The sequence below is a fragment of the Nocardia sp. NPDC058633 genome (assembly GCF_042717045.1).
In the GTDB taxonomy this organism is placed as follows: Bacteria; Actinomycetota; Actinomycetes; order Mycobacteriales; family Mycobacteriaceae; genus Nocardia.
Window position 1 is genome coordinate 40,562 of the sequence record NZ_JBHXRA010000011.1, and the last position, 21,404, is coordinate 61,965.

Here is a 21,404-nt window from a genome sequence, read left to right on the forward strand (position 1 = left end):
GGCCGTACTAGTGTCGAGATGTGACTCTCGATTTGCGTGCCGATCCCATCCAGTTGACCGCTGCCCTGGTCGACGTGCCGAGTGTCTCGCGCGACGAGGCCGCGATCGCGGATCTGGTCGAGCAGGCGCTCCGAGAGCAGACCACCGGGTTCGAAGTGGTGCGGTACGGCAATGTGGTGCTGGCGCGGACGCGGCGAGGACTGCCGACGCGGGTAATTCTGGCGGGACATCTCGATACCGTGCCGATCGCGAACAATGTGCCGAGCCGACCCGACGAAGTAGATGGCGAAGCGGTGCTTTTCGGTTGTGGCACAGTCGATATGAAATCCGGTGACGCGGTATTCCTACATCTGGCCGCCACGATCACCGATCCGGCTCACGATCTGACGCTGATCTTCTACGACGGCGAGGAGATCGCCGCGGAGTTCAACGGACTCGGGCGGATCGAGCGGGAATTGCCGGAATGGCTAGAGGGTGATCTGGCCATTCTCGGTGAACCGTCGGCGGGTTGGATCGAGGCGGGGTGTCAGGGCACCCTGCGGGTGCGGGTGACCACCTCGGGTGTGCGGGCGCACTCGGCGCGAGCATGGCTGGGGGAGAACGCGATTCACGGACTGGCCCCGCTGTTGGCGCGATTGTCGGAGTACGAGGCCCGCGAGGTCGATATCGACGGGTGCGTGTACCGCGAGGGCCTGTCGGCCGTGCGGGTCTCGGGGGGAGTCGCCGGCAATGTGGTGCCCGATGTGGCCGAGGTGGATGTGAACTTCCGTTTCGCGCCCGACCGCAGTGTGGAGCAGGCGATCGCGCACGTGCGCGAGGTCTTCGACGGACTCGACATCGCCATCGAGGTCACCGACTCCTCGCCCGGCGCCCTGCCCGGCCTGACCGCCCCCGCCGCCCGCACCCTCATCGACTCGGTCAACGCCCACGGCGGCGGTGGAGTGCGCGCCAAGTACGGCTGGACCGATGTCTCCCGCTTCGCCGCCCGCGGCATCCCCGCCGTCAACTTCGGGCCCGGCGATCCCAACCTCGCCCACAAACGCGACGAGCACGTCCCGCTGAGTCAGATCACCGCCGTCACCGCGATGCTGCGGACCTATCTGTCGCTGCCGTAGATCCGACGCCGTCGAGCGTTCGCGCTCACCAACCGCCGGTGAACAGGGCCGCCAGGCCGGGGACCGGGTCGGCGGCGTTGGTGGTGTTCGCGACGGCGACAACGATCGACAACAGCGCCGGCACCCCCACGAGAACGCTCGCGGAAACGAGCACGCGGCGGGAGCGGCGGTCGCGGGCCCGCACGGACGCGCGCCACAGCAGGACGCACGCTCCGAGTAGGCAGACGGTCGTGACAGCGGCGAGCACGGCCATCGCGACGTGGTACCGAGCGAAGTCGTCGACCATCACATCCAGGGGTGGTGTCCGGGTGCCGTCGGTCACCCTCTGGTCCACCTCGGCACGGACCCCGGCGGAGTCGTCGCCCGTCACCATCGGCAGCAGCGAGGCGAAGGGCGCCACCGTGCCCTGCACGTTGGCGAGCACCGCCACCGAGGAGCCCAGTGCCAGCACAGTGGCTACGCTCCCGGACACCGCGAGAGCCACCCGTGCGCCGAGCCCGGCCTCACCCGCTGCTAGCAACGCCCGCCAGAGCAGCACGGCCAGCGCGAGGAGCACCAGCAGCAGGATGGCGGCGAGCACCGCTTTGACGAGGTGGTAGCGAAACCAGTAGTCGACCACCTCCGCCAGGTCGGAGGTGAATTCTCGACTCCCGGTCTGCCAATACTCGATGAAGGCCGTGCGAAACGCTTGCGCGAGATCGTCCTCGTCGCGGAAGTGGGCGCCCACCCGGTTCGCCAGCGGGCGCGGCGCGACAACGAACGCGATGACCAGCGCACCGGCCAGGGCGACGAGCGCGCCGAGAACGCGACCGGAACGTGGTGCGACCGCAGTGGACACCAGAACTCCTTCGGCTCGATCGGGTGCCTCGCGACGGCCGTGGCTCAGCCGATCCCCCAAGTGCGCGCCCGTCCTCGGAATCCAACACAGTAGGTTGGGGGCATGTCTACCGATTCCGCTGATGAACAGGTTGGGAAGGTCAAACCGAAGTTTCGTGGACCGGTGATGTTCCGCCGGGAACGTAAGCCCGGAGTGCGAACCGCCGACCGGAACCTGCTCGACACGCGGCAGGACAGCGACTGGGTGCACACCGATCCGTGGCGGGTGCTGCGGATCCAGGCCGAGTTCGTCGAGGGCTTCGGCGCGCTCGCCGAGATCCCACCCGCGGTGACAGTTTTCGGCTCGGCGCGCACGGGCCCCGACCATCCCGAGTACGAGGCGGGCCGGGCGATCGGCGCCGCGCTCAGCGAGGCCGGTTTCGCGGTGATCACCGGCGGCGGGCCCGGTGCGATGGAAGCCGCCAATCGCGGGTGCTCGGAGGTGGGCGGCTACTCCATCGGGCTCGGGATCGAGCTGCCGTTCGAGCAGGGGCTCAACGAGTGGGTGGACCTGGGGATCAACTTCCGGTACTTCTTCGTGCGCAAGACGATGTTCGTGAAGTACTCCCAGGCCTTCGTCTGCCTACCCGGCGGTTTCGGCACGCTCGACGAACTGTTCGAGGCACTCACCCTGGTGCAGACCCGCAAGATCACCCGCTTCCCGATCATCTTGTTCGGCACCGAATACTGGTCGGGCCTGGTCGACTGGATGCGCAGCTCCCTGGCGGGCTCGGGCAAGATCTCGCCCGAAGATCTCGACCTGATCCAGCTCACCGACAGCGTCGAAGACGTCGTGCGGATCATCCAGGGCGAAACCGGCGACCACGCGAACATCGAGCGCCTCGGCACCGAGGACCAGTGGTGAGCTACTCCGTGTGCGTGTACTGCTCCGCCAGCACCACCGATCCCGACCTGATCAGCCTCGCCGCGCGCGTGGGCACCGAAATCGCCCGGCGCGGGTGGCAATTGGTCTCCGGTGGTGGTCATGTGTCGATGATGGGCGCGGTCGCCACCGCAGCCAGGGCGGGCGGCGCCCATACGATCGGGGTGATCCCGAAACACCTGGTGCACAAGGAAGTCGCCGATGTCGACGCCGACGAACTGCTCGTCACCGACACCATGCGCCAGCGCAAGCAACTGATGGAAGCGCGGGCCGACGCGTTCCTCACCCTGCCCGGCGGCATCGGGACGCTAGAGGAACTGTTCGAGACCTGGACCGGCGGCTACCTCGGCGAACACGCCAAACCCGTTGTGCTGCTGAACGCGAACGGCTTCTACGACGGCCTGTTCCGCTGGATCGATGAACTGTCCGAGCGCACAATTGTGCCGCGACGAGCACGCGAGCGACTCATCGTGGCCGCCGACCTGCCCGCCGCGTTCGCCGCGCTGGAACCGGCCCCGGCCGCACAGTAGGAGAGATCGACGTGAGTAGAGACGCCCGTGACACGGTCAGTGTGTTCGACCTGGCCAAAGCCCTGCCCGGAATGGCACTCGATGCCCCCGGCATGCTGCGCAACGCGCGCGGAATGCTGGTGGGGCCCAAGGACAAAGCCTCGATCGGGCTGTACTTCCAACGGGTCGCGCACCGCCGACCCGACCGGGTTTTCCTGCGTTTCGAAGGCCGCTCCTACACCTACCGGGCCGCCAACAGCGAGGTGAACCGGTACGCCGCGGTGTTGTCCGCGCGCGGGGTGTCGCGCGGTGACGTTGTCGGTGTGCTGATGACCAACCGGCCCGAAACCCTGTTCACGGTGTTGGCCGTGCTCAAGCTCGGCGCCACGGTCGGACTGCTCAACTACAACCAGCGCGATCAGGTGCTCGCCCACAGCATCGGCCTGCTCGACAGCGTGCTCAACATCGTCGGCGAGGAATGCGACGAAGCGCTGCGATCGCTGCCCGAGCCCGCGCGCGACGTGCTCACCGCCGAGGAACTGGCCGAATCCGCCCGCACCGCACCCGATGCCGATCCCGCCGTGTGCGCGCGGGTGCGGGCAGGCGAGCGCGCCTTCTTGATCTTCACCTCCGGCACCACCGGCCTGCCCAAGGCCAGTGTGATGACCCACCAGCGCTGGACAAAGAGCATGTCCGGGCTCGGCGGACTCGGCGTGCGGCTGCGCGCCGACGACGCCCTGTACTGCTGCCTGCCGCTCTATCACAACAACGCGTTGACGGTCGCGCTGTCGGCGGTGCTCGCCGGCGAGTCCACCTATGTGCTCGGCCGCAAGTTCTCGGCGTCGGGGTTCTGGGACGAGATCGCGCGCGAACGGGCCACCGCGTTCATCTACATCGGTGAGCTGTGCCGCTACCTGATCAACCAGCCGGTGCGGCCCGCGGAGCAGGGCAATCGGGTCCGGCTGGCCGTCGGCAACGGGCTGCGGCCCGAGCTGTGGGACGAGTTCCGTCGCCGGTTCGGGATCGGTCGGGTGGTCGAGTTCTACGGGTCCAGCGAGGCGCCGCTGGCATTCGTCAACGCCTTCGGTGTCGACCGGACCGCCGGGCTGTGCCCGCTGCCGTACGCGGTCGTCGAATACGACGACGAGACCGGCCACGCCCGGCGCGGTCGCGACGGGAAGCTGCGCCGGGTGCGCTCCGGCGGGGTCGGGCTGCTGCTGGCGAAGGTGAACAACCGCCAGCCCTTCGACGGCTACACCGACGCGAAGGCCTCCGAATCCAAGCTGGTGCGCGACGGCTTCAAGAAGGGCGACTGCTGGTTCGACACCGGCGACCTCGTCCGCGACCAGCATTTCTGGCACATCGCGTTCGTCGACCGACTCGGCGACACCTTCCGGTGGAAGGGCGAGAACGTGGCGACCACGCAGGTCGAAGGCGCGCTCGGACACGATGAGCGCGTCGAGCAGGCCGTTGTCTACGGTGTCGATATTCCCGGCACCGACGGTAAAGCGGGCATGGCGGCGATCACGTTGGCCGCCGAGGCTTCGTTCGACGGGAAAGCGTTGGCCGCGAACGCCTACGAGCGGCTGCCGTTGTACGCGGTCCCGCTGTTCGTGCGGGTGGTGCGCGAGCTCGAGCAGACGTCCACGTTCAAGAGCCGGAAGGTGGAATTGCGCAAGCAGGGTTACGCGCCCGATCCCGACAGCCGACTGTATGTGCTGTCCGGTCCGACGGAGGGCTATGTTCCCGCCTACGACGACTACGCGGCTGACGTTGCCGCCGGTAAGGCGCCGAGGTAGCACCCGTAATGTCTGAATTCGTATGAGGACTCTGTGTGGGCGCGAGGTGGCGACCGATCGCGCGTTGGTGATGGCCATCGTCAATCGCACGCCGGACTCGTTCTACGATCGCGGCGCCACGTTCAGCGACGAGGCCGCGATGGCACGGGTGACGCGCGCGGTCGACGAGGGCGCCGACCTGGTCGACATCGGCGGGGTGAAGGCGGGGCCGGGCAGCACCGTCGACGCGGCCGAGGAAACGCGCCGGGTGGTGCCGTTCGTCGCGGCGATCCGGGCGAAGTATCCGGACCTGTTGATCAGTGTGGACACCTGGCGGGGCGAGGTGGCGCGGGCGGCGGTCGCGGTCGGGGCCGACCTGATCAACGACACCTGGGCAGGCGCCGACCCCGACCTCGTGCACGTCGCCGCCGAAACGGGAGCGGGCATCGTCTGTAGCCACACCGGCGGCGCCGTACCGCGCACCCGTCCGCACCGGGTTCGCTACGCCGACGTGGTGGCCGAGGTGACCGCCACCGTCGTCGCCGCGGCCGATAACGCCGCGGCCGCGGGCGTGCGAGCCGATGGCATCGTGATCGATCCCACTCACGATTTCGGAAAAAACACCTATCACGGGCTCGAGTTGTTGCGCGGAATCGACGGTCTTGTAAAAACCGGATGGCCAGTACTGATGGCACTGAGTAACAAGGATTTTATCGGGGAGACTCTAGGTGTCGGTCTTACCGAAAGGGTCGAGGGCACACTGGCGGCAACCGCGTGGTCGGCAGCCAGAGGCGCTCGGATCTTCCGGGTCCACGAAGTCGCCGAAACCCGGCGGGTCGTGGACATGATCGCCGCGATCCAGGGCATCCGGCCCCCCGCACGAACTCTGCGAGGTCTGGCATGAAAATCCAACACCGCGAGCCCGCCTGGGCCACCACCCACACATGGGACACCCCTGACTGGACGGTCGGCGAACTCGTCGCCGCCAAGGCGGGCCGCACCGTTTCGGTGGTGCTGCCCGCGCTGAACGAACAGGACACCGTCGCCGATGTCGTGGCCAGTATCCGGCCGCTGCTCGGCACGCTCGTCGACGAACTGGTCGTGCTGGACTCCGGGTCCACCGACGCCACCGCCGAACGCGCACGCGCGGCCGGCGCCGAGGTGGTCTCGCGCGAGGACGCCGTCCCCGAACTGGAGCCGGTTCCCGGCAAGGGCGAAGTGCTGTGGCGATCGCTGGCGGCCACCACCGGCGACCTGATCGCCTTCGTCGACTCCGACCTGATCGACCCCGACCCCGACTTCGTGCCCAAGCTGCTCGGGCCACTGCTGATGATGCAGGGCACCCACCTGTCCAAGGCCTACTACCGTCGCCCGCTCCGTCAGGGCGAGTCCGTCGACGCCAACGGAGGCGGGCGCGTCACCGAACTCGTCGCCCGGCCCCTGCTGGCCGCCCTTCGCCCCGAACTGGCGCAGGTCCTGCAGCCCCTCGGCGGCGAATACGCGGGCACGCGGCAACTGCTCACCTCGGTCCCCTTCGCTCCCGGCTACGGCGTCGAGATCGGGCTGCTTCTCGACACCTACGACGCGATGGGCCTGGACGCCATCGCCCAGGTCAACCTCGGCGTGCGCACCCACCGCAACCGCCCCCTCGCCGACCTCGGCGTCATGAGCCGCCAGATCCTGGGCACCGCCCTGCGACGCAGCGGTGTCCCGGACTCGGGTGCACCCCTCACCCAGTTCCCTTTGATCGAAGGCGAATTCATCGCCCATACGACCACTGTCTCGCTCGAGGACCGCCCCCCGATGAAAACCCTGCGGCCGGAACAAGTCGCGGCCTAGACATCGCACAGGGCGCCGCCTCGGTCCCTCGACCGGTGCGGCGCCCGCTCCGTCCTTCCTGGTGTCGCGCTGAGCGAAACGGCGCGGACCAGCAGCACCGACCGGCCGTCGCCGGTTCGTGCGGCATCGCCCGGACAGCAGTCGGCTCGGTCAGCAGGTCGGCGCTCGACCGCAGCTACGCATGAGTCGATCCCCCCGCTGCGCGGTCGGTGCCGAAGTCGGCGTGCGCTACCGGGGGTGGATGGGGCCCGACAGGGTGGACAAGGGGCGGGCCGAGGCGTTCGCGCGGTCGGCGAGGACTTGGGCCAGGATCGAAATCGCGGTTTCCTCGGGGGTGTGGGCGGCGAGATCGAGGCCGAGTGGGCTTCGGATGCGGGCGATTTCGCGGTCGGTGAGGCCCGCTTCGCGGAGGCGGCGGGTGCGGTCGGCGTGTGCCCGGCGCGAGCCGAGGGCGCCGAGGAAACCGACCGCGGTCAGGCGGAGGGCCGAGACCAGCAGGGGGACATCGAATTTGGGGTCGTGGGTGAGGACGCAGACGACCGTGCGATCGTCGATGCGGCCTGCGGTGTGTTCGGAGTCGAGGTAGCGGTGGGGCCAATCGACCACCACCTCGTCGGCGACCGGGAAACGGGCCGGGGTGGTGAAGGTTTCGCGGGCATCGACGACGGTGACGTGGTAGCCGAGGTTCGCCGCGGCCACGGTCACGGCTCGGGTGTAGTCGTTGGCGCCGGCCAGGATCATGCGGGCGGGGGAGCGGAAGACCTGCACGAAGGTCCGGGGGCGGTCGGCCTGGGCCGGGGTGCACTCCTGGGCGCCGATGAGACCGCTGTGGCCTGCGTCGAGCAGGGCGGCGGCGTCGCGATCGAGGCCGCGCCATGGCCGACAGTCGCCAGGACGCAACAGTTTTCGGTCGGGGGTGGACTCTAGGGTGGTGGCGTAGGCGACCGGGTGGTGGGCTCGGAGTGCGCTGTCGAGCGCGCGCAGGGCGGGGAGGTCGCTGTGGTCGAGTCGTTCGACGAACACCTCGATCTCGCCCCCGCACGGTAGGCCGACGGCGAGGTCGTCGGCGGCGGCGAAACGCTCGAGGTGCGCGTGGCCGTCGAGCAGAACCTGACCGGCGGTGGTGAGCACCGCCGATTCGACGCAGCCGCCGGACAGCGAACCGAGCACCCGCCCGTGGGCGGTCACCGCCATCGCGGCACCGGTCTCGCGCGGACCCGCCCCGGTCCGGTCGACGATTCTGGCCAGCGCGAGAGCTCGGTCGGGGAGCAGTTCGAGCATCTGCCCGAGCAGATCACGCATCACGCACCGGCCTCTCCACGATCACCGTCGAGGCGCTGTGATCGTGTTGCCAGCCTAGCTATCTTCGAGCATGTCCGGGCGTCGAGCGGGAGTGCTCAGTCGAGGATCTCGCGCTGCTGCAGTCCGGTGCGCAAGGCACCGGTATGGAAGAAGTCCCGGAAGATCGCCGCCGCGCTGTCGGCGGTGAACACCTCTTCGGGATAGATGTAGGTCTCGTCGTCGCCGTGCGGGAGGTAGACCGTCGGCAGCCCGAGCCGTCCACCGGGGAGGCCGAGGGTGAAGCGTCGGGTGACGTGATCGACGGTCGTGCGCAGTTGCAGCGTCATCGCGTCGGCGGAACCGGCGCAGCCGAGTGAGAGATCGCCGCGCGTGGAACTCACCGTCGTGGTGACCTCGGTGGCGGGCACCGGTTCGGGTAACACGGTCAGATCGAGCGCGTAGCGCTGGTGACCGTCCATCCGGCGCAAAGGGCGCAGGAAGCTGTCCACGTCCTCGTGTGGCCCGATGAAGACCTTCAGGCGATCGCTGTAGGTCACGCGATGGGTTGTGACGATGACGTCGCCGGTGGTCGGCTCCGCATCGGCGGGCGGAACAGGCCGGGGATGGCCTGCCGCGTGCACGGGCAGAACCCGGCATGCGCTGGCCTCAGGAGACGAGAACATGTGATGCTCACCTACTCACACTCGGTTACTCGCTAGCAATCTAACCATCGCGGACGACTTGTGATCCATAACAGTACAGTGATGCAGATCACGAAGTAGTGCAAGTTTAGATCTACTTACGGACGAACCCGGGTCGTAACCAACTTGGGGTCGGTTTCATGGCGGTATACCGGGGTGAGTAAATCCGCGTCGACCGGTTCGCCGGTGGCGCGGTCGTACCGGACCGCGATGAGAACCGAGAACAAATGGCTGCTCGCGCGCTCGTGCAGGGTCGCCAATCGAGTCGCCAGCAATCGGATCGCACCCAGTGAGCCGGGCGGATGCAGGCCGTCGATCAGCAAGAGGGTGCCGCGGCGGTCGGGCCGGGGCAGCCGGGCCAGGTAGGCGATGTCGTGCGGTTCGGTGCCACCGGGCCGGTAGACGCGGCGCGCGGCTCTGTCCTCGATACCGCGCCGGGTATCGCCCGCTCTGGTGACGGTCCGGCGCAGGCGCGGATCGGCCACCACCAGCTGACGCAGGCTGGGGGACAGCTCGGGGCCGCCGAGGATCACCAGCCCGTCGCGATTGAGGTCGATCGGCCGACCGGGCATGAACGTCTCGACGTTCGCCGCGAAGCCGAGCTGGCGGAGCAGCTCGGCCAAGCGCTGGGCGGCCTGGGGATCGGGTGCGCCGAGCAGCCGACCCGAACGGACCTCGGGGGCGAGTACGGTCAGTGTGCCGTGGCCGAAGAACAGTCCTTCGGGAACGGGGCCCTGGGTGCTCACCTGGTGAATGCGCGCACGCGACAATCCGGCGGCGGCGCCGATCCGGGCGAACGTCCAGCCGTCGGCATGGAGTTCGCGGATCACGGCTCGCCGGATCCTGGTTAGTTCGTTGATGGTCTGCTGAGCAGCCGCCACCCCGTCGGTGGCTGCTTTGAGTCTCTCGACCTTGTCCTCGATCGCGAAAACTCGTGCCACGTCATCGGCCGACATGTGCGAAGTCTAGACAGCTCGACACCATTTCGTGTCTATAACAGTTGACATCGAACTGTCTTGTGAGACAACGATCTCGGACGTGGATTGTCGGCAAATCACAGAGGCGCGAGGTCGCTGCCGCAGTGCCGGGTGCGCGCGATCTCGTAGCAAATGCCGACCGTGCGGTGTGTTCGGCGGTCTAGGTCGCGTCGTAGTCGACCGGTGGGCGCTCGTTGCGCTCCAGCGACTTCTGCGGCGCCGGTGCCGACGGGGTGCCGGGCATGCCGCTGTTGGTGCCGAACAGTTGCTTCTTGTCGGGTACCGCGCTCTCCAGATCGCGCAGCACCGAATCGTCACCGCCGAGCAGGTGCTTGGTGACCACGGCCCGCGGGCTCATGCCGCGCAACTCGTTCAGCTCGGCCAGCGGCTTGCGCAGGTCGTCGAAGTCCGGTCCGAGTTCCTGCTTCAGCTGCGAGGTGGCCCCACTGGCGTAGTCGCGCGCCTGGCGCAGCGCGCCCGTGGTCCAGCGGACGGCTCCGGGCAGACGCTCCGGACCGAGGATCACGAGGGCGGCGACGAGCAGGATCATCATCTCGCTCCACCCGATGCTGCTGAACACGGATCCAGGCTACCCGGCGTACGCGCCCACAGGTCAGTCGGATTCCAGGGTGACCGGTACGTCCACCTGCCTGCCATCGCGGATCAACTGCACGTTCACCGTCTCGCCGATCTTGCGGGCCTGCACGGCGACGACCAACTCGTCGGGCCCGGTGACCTCCCGGTCGCCGATCCTCACGATGACGTCGCCCTCGACGATGCCCGCCTTGGCGGCGGGGCTGCCCGGCGTCACATCGGCCACGGCGGCACCGCTCATCACCTCGTTGGCCACGGTCTTGGTGCGCGCGCTCAGGCCGATCACCGGGTGGTGCATCTGGCCGTCGCGGATCAGGGTCTGGGTGACGGTGGTCATCACGTCGACCGGGATGGCGAAGCCGAGGCCGACCGAACCGCCGGTCTCGCTGCGGATGGCGGTGTTGATGCCGATCACCCGGCCCTGCATGTCGACCAGCGCGCCACCGGAGTTGCCCGGGTTGATCGCGGCGTCGGTCTGGACGGCGTCGATGACCGCGTTGGTATCGCTGCCCTCGCCCGCCAGCTTCACGGGGCGGTGCAGGGCGCTGACGATGCCGGAGGTGACGGTCTTGCTCAGGCCGAGAGGCGAACCGACCGCCAGGACGTCGTCGCCGACCTGCACGTCGGCGGACTTGCCGAGATTGGCCACGGTGAGGTTCTTCGCGTCGACCTTGAGCACCGCCAGGTCGGTCTTGGGGTCGCGCCCGACGATCTCCGACGGGACCCGGGTGCCGTCGGAGAACTGCACCTGGATGGCGGCCCGGTCGGACTTGTCGGTCGCGGCCATCGAGATCACGTGGTTGTTGGTGACGACGTAACCGCCGCCGTCGATCACCACGCCCGAACCGGTCGCGCCGTTGTCGCCGACGGTGACCCGGATCGAGACCACCGAGGGCAGTACGGCATTGGCGACGGCGGCGATCTGGCTGCGGGGCGTCTCCAGCCCGGCGCTCTGATCCAGGGTCACCTTGCGTGAGGTGAGCGTGGACGCTGTCTCGGCGGTGACGCGCCCGACAAGTCCGCCCACGACGGCGATGCCGAGTGCCAGCACGGCCAGCATCGCCAGTGCCTTGGGCGCCACCCGCGAACCGAACAGCACCTCGCGAGCGCTCAGCTTGTCGGCGACAGGCAGCCGGGCGGGCGGGGGAGTGTCGACGGCGGGCGCCCCGAGGCGGGCCGCCGCGTCGGGATCACGCCACGGATCCACCGGGCCCGCGACGACTGTCTCGGCCCGGTCGGAGCCGGGTTCCCGTTGGAGCAGATCCGAAGAGCCTTCGGGCCGGGCGAACGCCTCGGCGAGTACACCGTCCGGCGGCCGCTGGACGATTCCGTCGCCGGCGCCCTTGGCAGCCGCGCGCTGCGGATCGTGCGGTGCGAACGAACCGGCTTGGCCGTTCGGGCGGCGGAACGCGCGCGCGGTGTGGCTGTCGATGTGCGGCCGGTAGACCGGGCGCGGCCCGAGGCTGGGTGCGTCGGAAGGGCGCAGGGTGCCCCCCGGCGTGTTCTTCGGTGATTCAGCCCCCGAATCCGAGTGCTCGGCCGATCCGGAATTCGTCGATTCGCCTGTCACGTCGCAGACTCTACTTGCGCCGCCACGTTGTCCACCGGGTCGCGGTGAAGGAATCTGTGATGAACCCGAGAAAAGCCTCGTTACGGCGCTGCGGCTCGGGTGCGTTGCCGGGGAGGTCGGCCAGCGGGATACGCGAGAGGCTGTCGTGCAGGCTGCGCGGAATCGCGACCTCGGCGGCCCGGCGCAGCGCGATGCGCGCCTGCTGCTGGGCGTCGACCTCGGCCGCGCATTCGGGGCAGACCGAAAGATGCTGGGCGGCACGCAGATAGGCGTTCATGCGTAGTTCGCCGTCGACGAACGCCGCGACCGCCTCGCTGGCCAGGTGCTCGGTGGGCTGAAAGCGCGGCGGGCGACCCGCGGCATGGGGGTCCACGCTCATGCTCGCACCTCGCCGACGCTCGGTTCCGGCATGACCGTGGTCACGGCTGGACGCATCTGCCGCTCGCTTCGCTCGCTCACGCGGAGTTCTTCCTTCCGACCGACGTCAACCGAGTCGCCCGGTGACGTCGATGACCCGTCACACTGTGTGGGCTTCAGCGGAGTACCGCTGCTCACTTCCATTATGCGCAAGGTACTCGCGCAGTGCCTGACGCCCGCGATGAATCCGGCTGCGCACCGTGCCCAGTTTCACGCCGAGCGTGGCGCCGATCTCCTCGTAGGACAGACCCTCGATGTCGCACAGGACCACGGCGGCGCGAAATTCCGGCGCCAGCGAATCGAGTGCTTTCTGCAGGTCGGGGTCGAGGCGGGAGTCGTGGTAGGCGTCTTCGGGGGTAGGCCCTTCGGCGGGCACCCGGTCGTAGTCCTCCGGCAGCGCTTCCATGCGGATGCGGTTGCGGCGGCGGACCATGTCGAGGAACAGGTTGGTGGTGATGCGGTGCAGCCAGCCTTCGAAGGTGCCGGGCTGGTAGTTCTGCAGCGAGCGGAACACCCGGATGAAGGTGTCCTGGGTGAGGTCTTCGGCGTCCTGGGCGTCGCCGGAGAGGCGGTAGGCCAGGCGGTAGACGCGGTCGGCGTGTTCGCGGACCAGTTCGTCCCAGGAGGGCATGGTGGCGCGATCACCGGTCGCGTCGAATGCGGCGGTGCCGGTGAGATCGGCGTCGAGTTCTGCGGCGTCTGCCGCGATGAGGTCGGCGGGCAGAGTCTGGTCGGTGGCGTCTGGACGCGCCGTGTCTACCATCGGGATGGGACACCTCCTACTCGGGACCGCTGGCACGAAACCTGGCCGGTCCGGGTCAGCGAACCTTGCTTATCGACAATCAACCAGCAACTGTGTGCGGTTGTTCCCGAGCCTCGTACCCGCCGCGATCGGCTGGCCTTGCGTAGGCCAACTATTTCCTGCCCTGATATGGGTCAGGTGTGGAGATCCTGAGTGTGACCTGAGAATCCTGATCGGATTCGATACCGGTCTCGTCGGCAACGGAGAACCAGCAGTTCGGGGCCCATTGTGACCGATCCGCAAACTTTCGGCAATTGTTCGAGATCTGTGCGACACAGTGCCTGATCCGTCCCTTTGCTGAATACACAGACCCGCTCGGTGGCTTAGCCTCATAGCTGTGGCATCGAACGTGGAGCGGAACCTGGCCTATGTGGAGGAGTCCGTCGTAGAGGACGAGGTCCTTCTCGAAGCGCGTGAGCGGGCCACCGAATTGGGCGCCGCACCGGTACCCGCGGCCGTCGGTGCGCTGCTGAGCATGTACGCGCAGATGCTGGGCGCCCGCTCGGTCGTCGAGGTGGGCACCGGGGCAGGCGTCAGTGGGTTGTGGCTGCTCGACGGGATGCGCGAGGACGGCACGTTGACGACGATCGACTCCGAGCCCGAGCATCAGCGTGCGGCCAAGGAGGCCTTCCGGGCCGCCGAGATCGCGCCGTCGCGCACCAGATTGATCAACGGGCGAGCACTGGACGTGTTGCCCCGGCTCGCCGACGGCTCCTACGACCTGGTCTTCATCGACGCGGCACCGATGGAACACCCCAACTACGTCGAACAGGGTGTGCGGTTGCTGCGCGAGGGCGGTGCGTTCATCCTCAACAACGCGCTCCTCGGCGGGCGAGTCCCCGATCCGGCCCAGCGCGACCCGGCCACGCAGGCAGTGCGCGCGGCGACCCGTGCGATCGCGGAGAACCCCGAGCTCACCAGTGTGCTGATCCCGATCGGCGACGGGCTGCTCTGCGCGTCGCGCTGCTGATCGAGGCAACAGGCCGAGAACCCCGCGGCACCGGCCGCAGAAGACTCAGCCGACCCAGATGCCCTTGCCGACGGTCACCACACCGCCGTTGCTGACCGCGAAACGCTCCCGGTCACGGTCGAGGTCGAGGCCGATGATCTCGCCCTCGCCCACCACCACGTTCTTGTCCAGGATCGCGTGGCGCACCACCGCGCCACGTCCGATCCGCACCCCTGGCATCAGCACACTGCCCTCGACCGTGGCACCGTCCTCGATCACCACGTTCGAACTCAGTACCGAATTGCGGACCGTGGCCGCCGACAGGATCGACCCGGCTCCGACGATCGATTCCTGGGCGAGCCCGCCCTGGGCGAATTTCGCGGGCGGCAGGTTCTCGGCGGCGCCGCGGATCTGCCAGTGCCTGTTGTAGAGGTTGAACACGGGGTGCACCGAAACCAGGTCCATGTGCGCCTCGTAGAAGGCGTCGATGGTGCCGACGTCGCGCCAGTACCCGCGGTCGCGTTCGGTGGCGCCGGGGACATCGTTGTCGGCGAAGTCGTACACGGCGGCCTTGCCGTCGGCGACCAGCGCCGGGATGATGTCGCCGCCCATGTCGTGGTCGGAGTCGGAGTTCGCGGCGTCGGCGCGGATGGCGTCGACCAGCACGCGCGTGGTGAACACGTAGTTGCCCATCGACGCGAAGGTCACGTTCGGGTCGTCGGGAGTGCCCGGCGGATGCGCGGGCTTCTCCAGGAACTGGGTGATCTTGCCGGACTCGTCGGTGTCGATGCAGCCGAACGCGCTCGCTTCGGCCCGCGGCACCCGGATCCCGGCGACGGTGACGCCGGCGCCGGAAGCGATATGGCTGGCCACCATCTGCTCCGGGTCCATCCGGTACACGTGGTCGGCGCCGAACACCACGATGTAGTCGGGGTCCTCGTCGTAGATCAGGTTGAGCGACTGCATGATCGCGTCGGCGCTGCCGGTGTACCAGCGCGGTCCGAGGCGCTGCTGGGCGGGCACCGGGGTGATGTATTCGCCGGTGAAACCGGACAGTCGCCAGGTCTGGGAGATGTGGCGATCCAGCGAATGCGACTTGTACTGGGTGAGCACGCACAGACGCAGGTATCCCGCGTTCACGAGGTTGCTCAACACGAAATCGATCAGTCGGTACGCGCCACCGAACGGAACCGCGGGCTTGGCGCGGTCGGCCGTGAGCGGAAACAGTCGTTTGCCCTCGCCACCGGCGAGCACGATCCCGAGTACGTGCGGCTGGCTCCTCACCCTGCTCAAAGTACAGGGCCAGCGACGTCGCGGTGGCCCATGTCGACCCGAGGGTCTAATTTGGACCAGTGAGTGATGGCACCGACAGCGAGCAGACGCCGGCGCGACCGCCGCGGGTCGCCATGCTGACCCGGGAGTATCCCCCCGAGGTGTACGGCGGTGCGGGAGTTCATGTCACCGAACTCACATTTCGATTGCGTGAGCTCTGTGACGTCACCGTGCACTGCATGGGCGCGCCGCGCAGTGGTGCTGTGGTGCACGGCCCCGACCCGGAACTGTATGCCGCCAACGCGGCGTTGCAGATGATGTCGGCGCAGCTGCGGATGGCCGACGCGGCGGGCGGTGTGGACGTGGTGCATTCGCACACCTGGTACGCGGGCTTGGCCGGTCATCTCGCCGCCATGCTGTCCGGGATCCCACATGTGCTCACGGCGCATTCGCTGGAACCGCGCAGGCCGTGGAAGGCCGAGCAGCTCGGTGGTGGATATCGGCTCTCGTCGTGGTCGGAGCGCAACGCGATGGAGCACGCCGACGCGGTGATCGCGGTGAGCGAGGGCATGCGTCACGACGTGCTGGACGCCTATCCCGCGATCGATCCCGCTCGAGTCCATGTGGTGCACAACGGTATCGACGCGAGTGTGTGGCATCCCGGCCCGCCCGCCGGTGACGAGACGCCGGTGCTGCAACGACTCGGCGTGCGCGCCGACCTGCCGATCGTCTCGTTCGTCGGACGGATCACGCGACAGAAGGGTGTGGGGCATCTGCTCGCCGCTGCCGCCGCGTTCGACCCCGATATCCAGTTGGTGCTGTGCGCGGGCGCGGCCGATACCAAAGAACTCGAGGTGGAGGTCGCCACCGCCGTAGACGGATTGCAGCGGCAGCGAGGAAACGTCTTCTGGGTGAAGGAGATGCTGCCCGCCGAACAGGTCCGCCAGATCCTGTCCGCGTCTTCGGTATTCGTGTGCCCGTCGGTGTACGAGCCGCTCGGCATCGTGAACCTGGAGGCGATGGCGTGCGCCACCGCCGTCGTGGCCTCCGATGTGGGCGGGATTCCCGAGGTGGTCGTCGACGGGTCCACCGGCCGGTTGGTGCACTACGACCCGGAATCGACGCAAGAGTACGAGCAGGGGCTCGCGACCGCGGTGAACGAGGTGGCGGGGGACCCGGCACTGGCTGTGCGCTACGGCGAAGCCGGGCGGGCACGGGCGATCGCGGAGTTCGACTGGGCGCGGATCGCTGAACGCACGCTCGAGGTGTACCGGAGTGTGCTGCGCTAGGGCCCAGTTCGGGCCGTCGGACATTCGCGCACCCGCTGCGATACCCACCGTGTGCCATGGAATTCTGGACAAAGCTCGACGCCTGGCTGACGGTGGCGGAGAAGGCCGACGAGCGGTGGCAGCACGACGCAAGAGCATGCGCGGGGACCTTCAAGATTCTTGGCGAGCTCGGGCGACCGGTGCCTGGTCGAACCCCGCACACACCCGGCGGGGTCGCGGTCGCTCACTCCGCCGTGAGCTGCTGCACGAACCACCGCGTCAAGATCTCGTCGACCGCCTCGGCCGTGGGCAGTTGCGGGGCCGGTTCCATGCCGGGTTCCTCGGCCAGCGGGTGCGCCAGGTCCGGCACGTTCGCCAGCTCCACGGCGTCCGGGCGCGTGTACCGCTCGCGCAGCGCGTCGACCAGGTCGGCGGCGTCCGTCCGAAACGCCGGGTGGTCCAGCTCGCCGCTGACGAGGAGCAACGGCGGTTGTACCGTGACGCCTCCGGCGACGCGGGCGACGAAATCCAGTTCGCCGGCGGTCTTGCGGGACTCGTCGGTCCACGGGTATGCCTGTCCGGACCCGGCCTCGAGCACCTCGACAGCGGACCGGATCCGCGCAGCCGGGTTGACCAGTGCGACAGCCTTGATCGGAATCCGTCCCGTGGTCAGCACTTCCAGCGCCACGGCTCCGCCGAGCGAACCGCCAAGAAGACCGACCGGCTCGTCATCGACCGGCAGCTGATCGCGCAGCGCGGCCAGCGCGGCCGGGAACTCCGCGGCGGCCTGGTGGACGAACGGGGCCAGGAAAGCCATCAACGGGTCCTTGCGGACGAGTTCGATGACGGCGTCGACGCGGCCGTCGACCATCCGTGCACCGCACATCGGCATGCCCAGGTGCACCCGCCAGGCGGGCACTCGGGTCATGGGCAGCGCGGCCGCGAAGGCCGCGTCCGTGCGGGGCGCGTCCAGCATGTGCCAGGTCACGATCATCGGCGCGGGGCCGTCGGTGGCGCCGGTCGGCGGGAGCGCCGTGAACGGTACGCCCGCCGCGGTACCGGTGATCGTTTCCATGCGTCCTCCTACGGTTTTCGTGGCCTGCCAAGCCACCGTAGGCGGCTTCGACATGTCGCGGATCTCCTTTCCGCCGAGGGCGAAACCGTCGGCGGTGCCGGGATCCGGGAGCGCATGACTCACCGTGGCGCCGAGCGTGATCGGCCCGAGCTCGACGACTGAAGGACGGACTTCCTGTGCGCTCTCGGCGCGACGAGTGCGGTCAGCTGCTCGCTAGATAGGTCGACACGGTCACCGATGCCGTCACTTCGGTGAACTCGGGGAGTGCCGCGATGCGTGGATCGTCGGCGGGGGTGCCGTGGAAGGCCGACGGGCCCATCGCGACGACGTTGGTGACGTCGGCGCGCGACAGCTTCATCAGGAACTCGACGAGGGTGTGCTCGGCACGGGTGAAGGTGCCCGCCAGCGAATCGGCCAGGCGGCGGTCCTTGTCGGGGTCGACGCTGACCATGCCGAGCGGGCCGATCAGCTCGCCCAGATGGCCGACCGTGGGCGTGACGACGACGAAACGACCGCCCGGTGCGAGGACACGGGCGACTTCGGCGGGGTTGCGCGGGGCGAAGACCGAGAGCACGCCGGTGACGGCGTCCGCGCGCAGCGGCAGGCCGCGCCAGGCGTCGGCCAGCACGGAGGCCGCACGCGGATGCGCGCGGGCGGCTCGGCGGGCGGCGGGCTTGGCCACGTCCACAGCGATGCCGAGGGCGTCGGGGTGCGCGTCGAGCAGTTCGGCCAGGTAATAGCCGGTGCCCGCGCCGATTTCGAGCACCGCGTCGGAAGCGGTCCGCGCGTCGCCGGTGGGCGCGGGCGCGTGTGGTCGACCATCGGCCGGTGCTCGCGAATCGAAGGCGCGCGCGATCGCCGCGGCGATCGGGGCGAAATGGCCCGCACCCTGGAAAGCGGCGCGGGCGTCGAGCATGTCGGCGGTGTCGCCGGTCATTTTCGTCGATGCGCCGGTCAGCAGTCCGACATAGCCCTGGCGGGCGATGTCGAAGCTGTGGCCGGTACCGCATCGCAGCGCACGATCGTGCGGTCGCAGCTCGTCGCCGCACTCCGGGCAGGCCAGAAGTGCGGCGATGTCGGTCAGCACACTCAGCTGGTGACGCTCTTCAGTTCGTCACCGAGCGCCGCAGCCTCGTCCGGTGTGAGTTCGACGACCAGACGCCCGCCACCCTCGAGTGGAACCCGCATGACGATTCCACGACCTTCCTTGGTTGCTTCGAGGGGACCGTCCCCGGTACGGGGCTTCATGGCCGCCATCCTCTGCTCCCTCCAGATCTGCGCGGTGGTTCTGCGCACTGTTTTCTCGTCTGCCGGTTGTCGCCAACCAGCGGGCTCGCCGGGTGTTCGGCGGGCCACACCGGTCCTATTCTTCCCTATTGCCGTCGCGGGCGGACACCTGAGTACGAAATGTGACCGGTGAGTCGGTTCGGTTCGCTACGGCTGCCACCCAGCAAACGTCCAGGTGATCGTCCACCATGCCGGTCGCCTGCATGAGGGCATACGCCGTCGTCGGGCCGACGAAAGCGAACCCCCGACGCTTCAATTCCTTTGCCAGAGCAATGGATTCGGGTGTGGTGGCGGGCACGTTCGCGATCGAGGTGGGCCGTGGGCGTGGCGCGGGAGCGAACGACCACACCAGTTCGTCGAGGCTCGTCGGCAGGTCGCGAGCAACCCGGGCGTTGTTGATCACCGCGTCGATCTTGGCGCGGTTGCGCACGATACCCGCGTCGGCGAGCAGCCGCGCGCGGTCGTGATCATCGAACTCGGCGACCTTCGCGATCTCGAATCCGGCGAACGCGGTGCGAAAGGCGGGCCGCTTGCGTAGGACGGTGATCCATGCCAGGCCCGACTGGAAGGCCTCGAGGCAGAGCCGTTCGAACATGGCGTCGTCGCCGTGCAGCGGCTTGCCCCACTCGGTGTCGTGGTAATCGCGGTACAGCTGGGAGCCGGTCGACCAGTCGCAGCGCACGAGGCCGTCGTCGGCGAGTTCGCTCACGCGCGGTCCTGACCCGCCGCCACCTGCGCCTGCCACTGCCGAGCCTGCGCCAACTCGAACTCGAGCTCGTCGATCCGTTCGGCCAGCCGGCTCAGCGCCCAGTCGACCTCACCGGCCTTGTACCCGCGCACCACCTGCTGGAACCGCAACGCCCGCACATCGGCGCCGGTCACCCCGTCGGCGGGCAGCACGGTCGCCGTGGTCCCCTCGGGCAGTGGCCCGAGCTCCTCGGACCGCCCGAACACCGCACTCGCGACAAGGAACAGCATCGCCGCGACCAACCCGACGATGAGCACATAGAGAAGCAGCGTCAGCATGTAGCCAGCCTAGGCACAGCTACTGACAAGTCCCGAATTCAGAGATGGCGGGTGGTATCGATGCCGAGGGACATGCCCGCCAGGCCACGCTTGCGCACGGCGAGTTTGTCGGCAACGCCGCGCAGGGCGACGGCGGCCGGGTTGTCCGGGTCGGACAGCACGATCGGGGTGCCCTCGTCGCCGCCTTCGCGCAGGGCCTGCTCGATCGGGATCTGGCCGAGCAGCGGCACGTTCGAGCCGACGGCGCGGGTGAGGCGGTCGGCGACGACCTGGCCACCGCCGGAGCCGTAGAGCTCCATGCGGGAGCCGTCGGGCAGGTCGAGCCAGGACATGTTCTCCACGACGCCCGCGATGCGCTGTCGGGTCTGCAGGGCGATCGCGCCAGCGCGCTCGGCCACCTCGGCGGCGGCGATCTGCGGGGTGGTGACCACCAGGATCTCGGCGTTGGGGATGAGCTGGGCGATGGAGATCGCGACGTCGCCGGTGCCGGGCGGCAGATCCAGCAGCAGCACGTCCAGGTCGCCCCAGAACACGTCGGCCAGGAACTGCTGCAGCGCGCGGTGCAGCATCGGACCACGCCACACCACCGGGGTGTTGCCCTGGGTGAACTGCGCGATCGAGATCATCTTCACGTCGTGCGCCACCGGCGGCATGATCATCCGCTCGACCTGGGTCGGGCGGGCGTCGGTGCCGAGCATGCGCGGGATGGAGTGGCCGTAGATATCGGCATCGAGCACGCCGACCGACAGACCGCGCTGCGCGAGCGCCACGGCCAGGTTGGCGGTGACGCTGGACTTGCCGACGCCACCCTTTCCGGAGGCCACCGCGTACACGCGGGTCAGCGAGCCCGGCTGGGCGAACGGGATGACCGGCTCGGCCGAATCGCCACGCAGCGACTTACGCAGCTCGGTGCGCTGCTCATCGCTCATCACATCGAGATCGACGGTCACCGCCCCGGCGCCGTTGACATCCGCGACGGCCTTGGTGACCCGCTGGATGATCTCGGTCCGCAGCGGGCACCCGGAGGTGGTCAGGTAGATCTCGACGTGCACATCACCGGTGTCGGCGATGGCGATGGACTTGACCATCCCCAACTCGGTGATCGGTTTGCGGATCTCCGGGTCGTCGACCTTCGCGAGCGCCGCCCGCACATCCGCTTCCGTAATCACTGACATACCCCGATGT

Annotated in this window: 23 protein-coding genes; 8 read left to right on the forward strand and 15 right to left on the reverse strand. The window is 68.6% G+C overall.

The window, feature by feature from the left end; translation table 11 throughout:
• Positions 1 to 20 precede the first annotated feature (20 nt).
• Positions 21 to 1,115, forward strand: a complete 1,095-nt coding sequence (dapE, locus tag ACFWUR_RS16235) for a succinyl-diaminopimelate desuccinylase (protein ID WP_378907589.1) — start codon at positions 21 to 23, stop codon at positions 1,113 to 1,115.
• Positions 1,116 to 1,140: 25 nt separating this feature from the next.
• On the opposite strand, the gene ACFWUR_RS16240 is transcribed toward dapE, so the two are convergent.
• On the reverse strand, positions 1,141 to 1,953 hold the full coding sequence (locus tag ACFWUR_RS16240; protein WP_378907591.1) for a hypothetical protein: 813 nt from the start codon (positions 1,951 to 1,953) through the stop codon (positions 1,141 to 1,143).
• Positions 1,954 to 2,055: 102 nt separating this feature from the next.
• On the opposite strand from ACFWUR_RS16240, the gene ACFWUR_RS16245 reads away from it, so the two are divergent.
• Genes ACFWUR_RS16245 through ACFWUR_RS16265 form a run of 5 tightly spaced genes read left to right on the forward strand, consistent with a single transcriptional unit; the run spans position 2,056 to position 7,000 of the window.
• Positions 2,056 to 2,856, forward strand: a complete 801-nt coding sequence (locus tag ACFWUR_RS16245) for a TIGR00730 family Rossman fold protein (RefSeq protein WP_378907593.1) — start codon at positions 2,056 to 2,058, stop codon at positions 2,854 to 2,856.
• Entirely contained in the window at positions 2,853 to 3,404 is a 552-nt protein-coding gene (locus tag ACFWUR_RS16250) for a TIGR00730 family Rossman fold protein (RefSeq protein WP_378907595.1), read from the forward strand. Before ACFWUR_RS16245 ends, ACFWUR_RS16250 begins: the two co-directional genes overlap by 4 nt.
• An 11-nt stretch (positions 3,405 to 3,415) precedes the next feature.
• Positions 3,416 to 5,182, forward strand: coding sequence for a long-chain-acyl-CoA synthetase (locus tag ACFWUR_RS16255; RefSeq protein ID WP_378907597.1), 1,767 nt, complete (start codon positions 3,416 to 3,418; stop codon positions 5,180 to 5,182).
• 22 nt (positions 5,183 to 5,204) lie between these two features.
• On the forward strand, positions 5,205 to 6,065 hold the full coding sequence (gene folP, locus ACFWUR_RS16260; protein WP_378907600.1) for a dihydropteroate synthase: 861 nt from the start codon (positions 5,205 to 5,207) through the stop codon (positions 6,063 to 6,065).
• Positions 6,062 to 7,000, forward strand: coding sequence for a glucosyl-3-phosphoglycerate synthase (locus ACFWUR_RS16265; RefSeq protein ID WP_378907602.1), 939 nt, complete (start codon positions 6,062 to 6,064; stop codon positions 6,998 to 7,000). The genes folP and ACFWUR_RS16265 overlap by 4 nt, the downstream gene beginning before the upstream one ends.
• A gap of 228 nt (positions 7,001 to 7,228) precedes the next feature.
• Here ACFWUR_RS16265 and ACFWUR_RS16270 read toward each other — a convergent pair whose 3' ends face one another.
• The 7 genes from ACFWUR_RS16270 to sigE all read right to left on the reverse strand — a co-directional run bounded on the left by ACFWUR_RS16270 (position 7,229) and on the right by sigE (position 13,303).
• Positions 7,229 to 8,302 (reverse strand): XdhC family protein, encoded by a 1,074-nt coding sequence (locus tag ACFWUR_RS16270; RefSeq protein WP_378908002.1) that lies wholly within the window; start codon positions 8,300 to 8,302, stop codon positions 7,229 to 7,231.
• Between the two features lie 95 nt (positions 8,303 to 8,397).
• On the reverse strand, positions 8,398 to 8,964 hold the full coding sequence (locus ACFWUR_RS16275; RefSeq protein ID WP_378907605.1) for a hypothetical protein: 567 nt from the start codon (positions 8,962 to 8,964) through the stop codon (positions 8,398 to 8,400).
• A 116-nt stretch (positions 8,965 to 9,080) separates the two neighbouring features.
• Positions 9,081 to 9,938, reverse strand: coding sequence for a hypothetical protein (locus ACFWUR_RS16280; protein ID WP_378907608.1), 858 nt, complete (start codon positions 9,936 to 9,938; stop codon positions 9,081 to 9,083).
• A gap of 181 nt (positions 9,939 to 10,119) precedes the next feature.
• Complete coding sequence (tatB, locus tag ACFWUR_RS16285; RefSeq protein ID WP_378907611.1) at positions 10,120 to 10,539, reverse strand: Sec-independent protein translocase protein TatB; 420 nt, start codon at positions 10,537 to 10,539, stop codon at positions 10,120 to 10,122.
• Positions 10,540 to 10,572: 33 nt separating this feature from the next.
• A complete protein-coding gene (locus ACFWUR_RS16290) occupies positions 10,573 to 12,123 on the reverse strand; it encodes a S1C family serine protease (RefSeq protein ID WP_378907613.1) in 1,551 nt (516 codons plus the stop codon).
• Positions 12,124 to 12,133: 10 nt separating this feature from the next.
• A complete protein-coding gene (locus ACFWUR_RS16295; RefSeq protein WP_378907614.1) occupies positions 12,134 to 12,502 on the reverse strand; it encodes a hypothetical protein in 369 nt (122 codons plus the stop codon).
• A 138-nt stretch (positions 12,503 to 12,640) separates the two neighbouring features.
• The gene (gene sigE, locus ACFWUR_RS16300) at positions 12,641 to 13,303 is read right to left on the reverse strand and encodes an RNA polymerase sigma factor SigE (protein WP_378907616.1); all 663 of its coding nucleotides are present in this window, start codon (positions 13,301 to 13,303) and stop codon (positions 12,641 to 12,643) included.
• A gap of 376 nt (positions 13,304 to 13,679) precedes the next feature.
• Between sigE and ACFWUR_RS16305 the strand changes: the two genes are divergently transcribed.
• Positions 13,680 to 14,312, forward strand: a complete 633-nt coding sequence (locus ACFWUR_RS16305; RefSeq protein ID WP_378907618.1) for an O-methyltransferase — start codon at positions 13,680 to 13,682, stop codon at positions 14,310 to 14,312.
• Positions 14,313 to 14,357: 45 nt separating this feature from the next.
• Here the strand turns inward: ACFWUR_RS16305 and glgC are convergent, their stop codons facing one another.
• Positions 14,358 to 15,575 (reverse strand): glucose-1-phosphate adenylyltransferase, encoded by a 1,218-nt coding sequence (gene glgC / locus ACFWUR_RS16310; protein WP_378907621.1) that lies wholly within the window; start codon positions 15,573 to 15,575, stop codon positions 14,358 to 14,360.
• Positions 15,576 to 15,697: 122 nt separating this feature from the next.
• On the opposite strand from glgC, the gene glgA reads away from it, so the two are divergent.
• Complete coding sequence (gene glgA / locus ACFWUR_RS16315; protein ID WP_378908004.1) at positions 15,698 to 16,852, forward strand: glycogen synthase; 1,155 nt, start codon at positions 15,698 to 15,700, stop codon at positions 16,850 to 16,852.
• Positions 16,853 to 17,075: 223 nt separating this feature from the next.
• Here the strand turns inward: glgA and ACFWUR_RS16320 are convergent, their stop codons facing one another.
• From ACFWUR_RS16320 to ACFWUR_RS16345, 6 genes are all read right to left on the reverse strand, one after another.
• Positions 17,076 to 18,029: a prolyl oligopeptidase family serine peptidase gene (locus ACFWUR_RS16320; RefSeq protein ID WP_378907624.1), complete on the reverse strand. Its 954-nt coding sequence runs from the start codon at positions 18,027 to 18,029 to the stop codon at positions 17,076 to 17,078.
• A 79-nt stretch (positions 18,030 to 18,108) separates the two neighbouring features.
• Entirely contained in the window at positions 18,109 to 18,993 is an 885-nt protein-coding gene (locus ACFWUR_RS16325) for a putative RNA methyltransferase (RefSeq protein ID WP_378907627.1), read from the reverse strand.
• A 2-nt stretch (positions 18,994 to 18,995) separates the two neighbouring features.
• Positions 18,996 to 19,163: a DUF3117 domain-containing protein gene (locus tag ACFWUR_RS16330; protein WP_011211259.1), complete on the reverse strand. Its 168-nt coding sequence runs from the start codon at positions 19,161 to 19,163 to the stop codon at positions 18,996 to 18,998.
• A gap of 106 nt (positions 19,164 to 19,269) precedes the next feature.
• Positions 19,270 to 19,902 (reverse strand): DNA-3-methyladenine glycosylase I, encoded by a 633-nt coding sequence (locus tag ACFWUR_RS16335; RefSeq protein ID WP_378907630.1) that lies wholly within the window; start codon positions 19,900 to 19,902, stop codon positions 19,270 to 19,272.
• Entirely contained in the window at positions 19,899 to 20,219 is a 321-nt protein-coding gene (locus ACFWUR_RS16340; RefSeq protein ID WP_378907632.1) for a DivIVA domain-containing protein, read from the reverse strand. The genes ACFWUR_RS16335 and ACFWUR_RS16340 overlap by 4 nt, the downstream gene beginning before the upstream one ends.
• A 38-nt stretch (positions 20,220 to 20,257) precedes the next feature.
• Positions 20,258 to 21,394: an Mrp/NBP35 family ATP-binding protein gene (locus ACFWUR_RS16345; protein ID WP_378907634.1), complete on the reverse strand. Its 1,137-nt coding sequence runs from the start codon at positions 21,392 to 21,394 to the stop codon at positions 20,258 to 20,260.
• Positions 21,395 to 21,404: the final 10 nt, after the last annotated feature.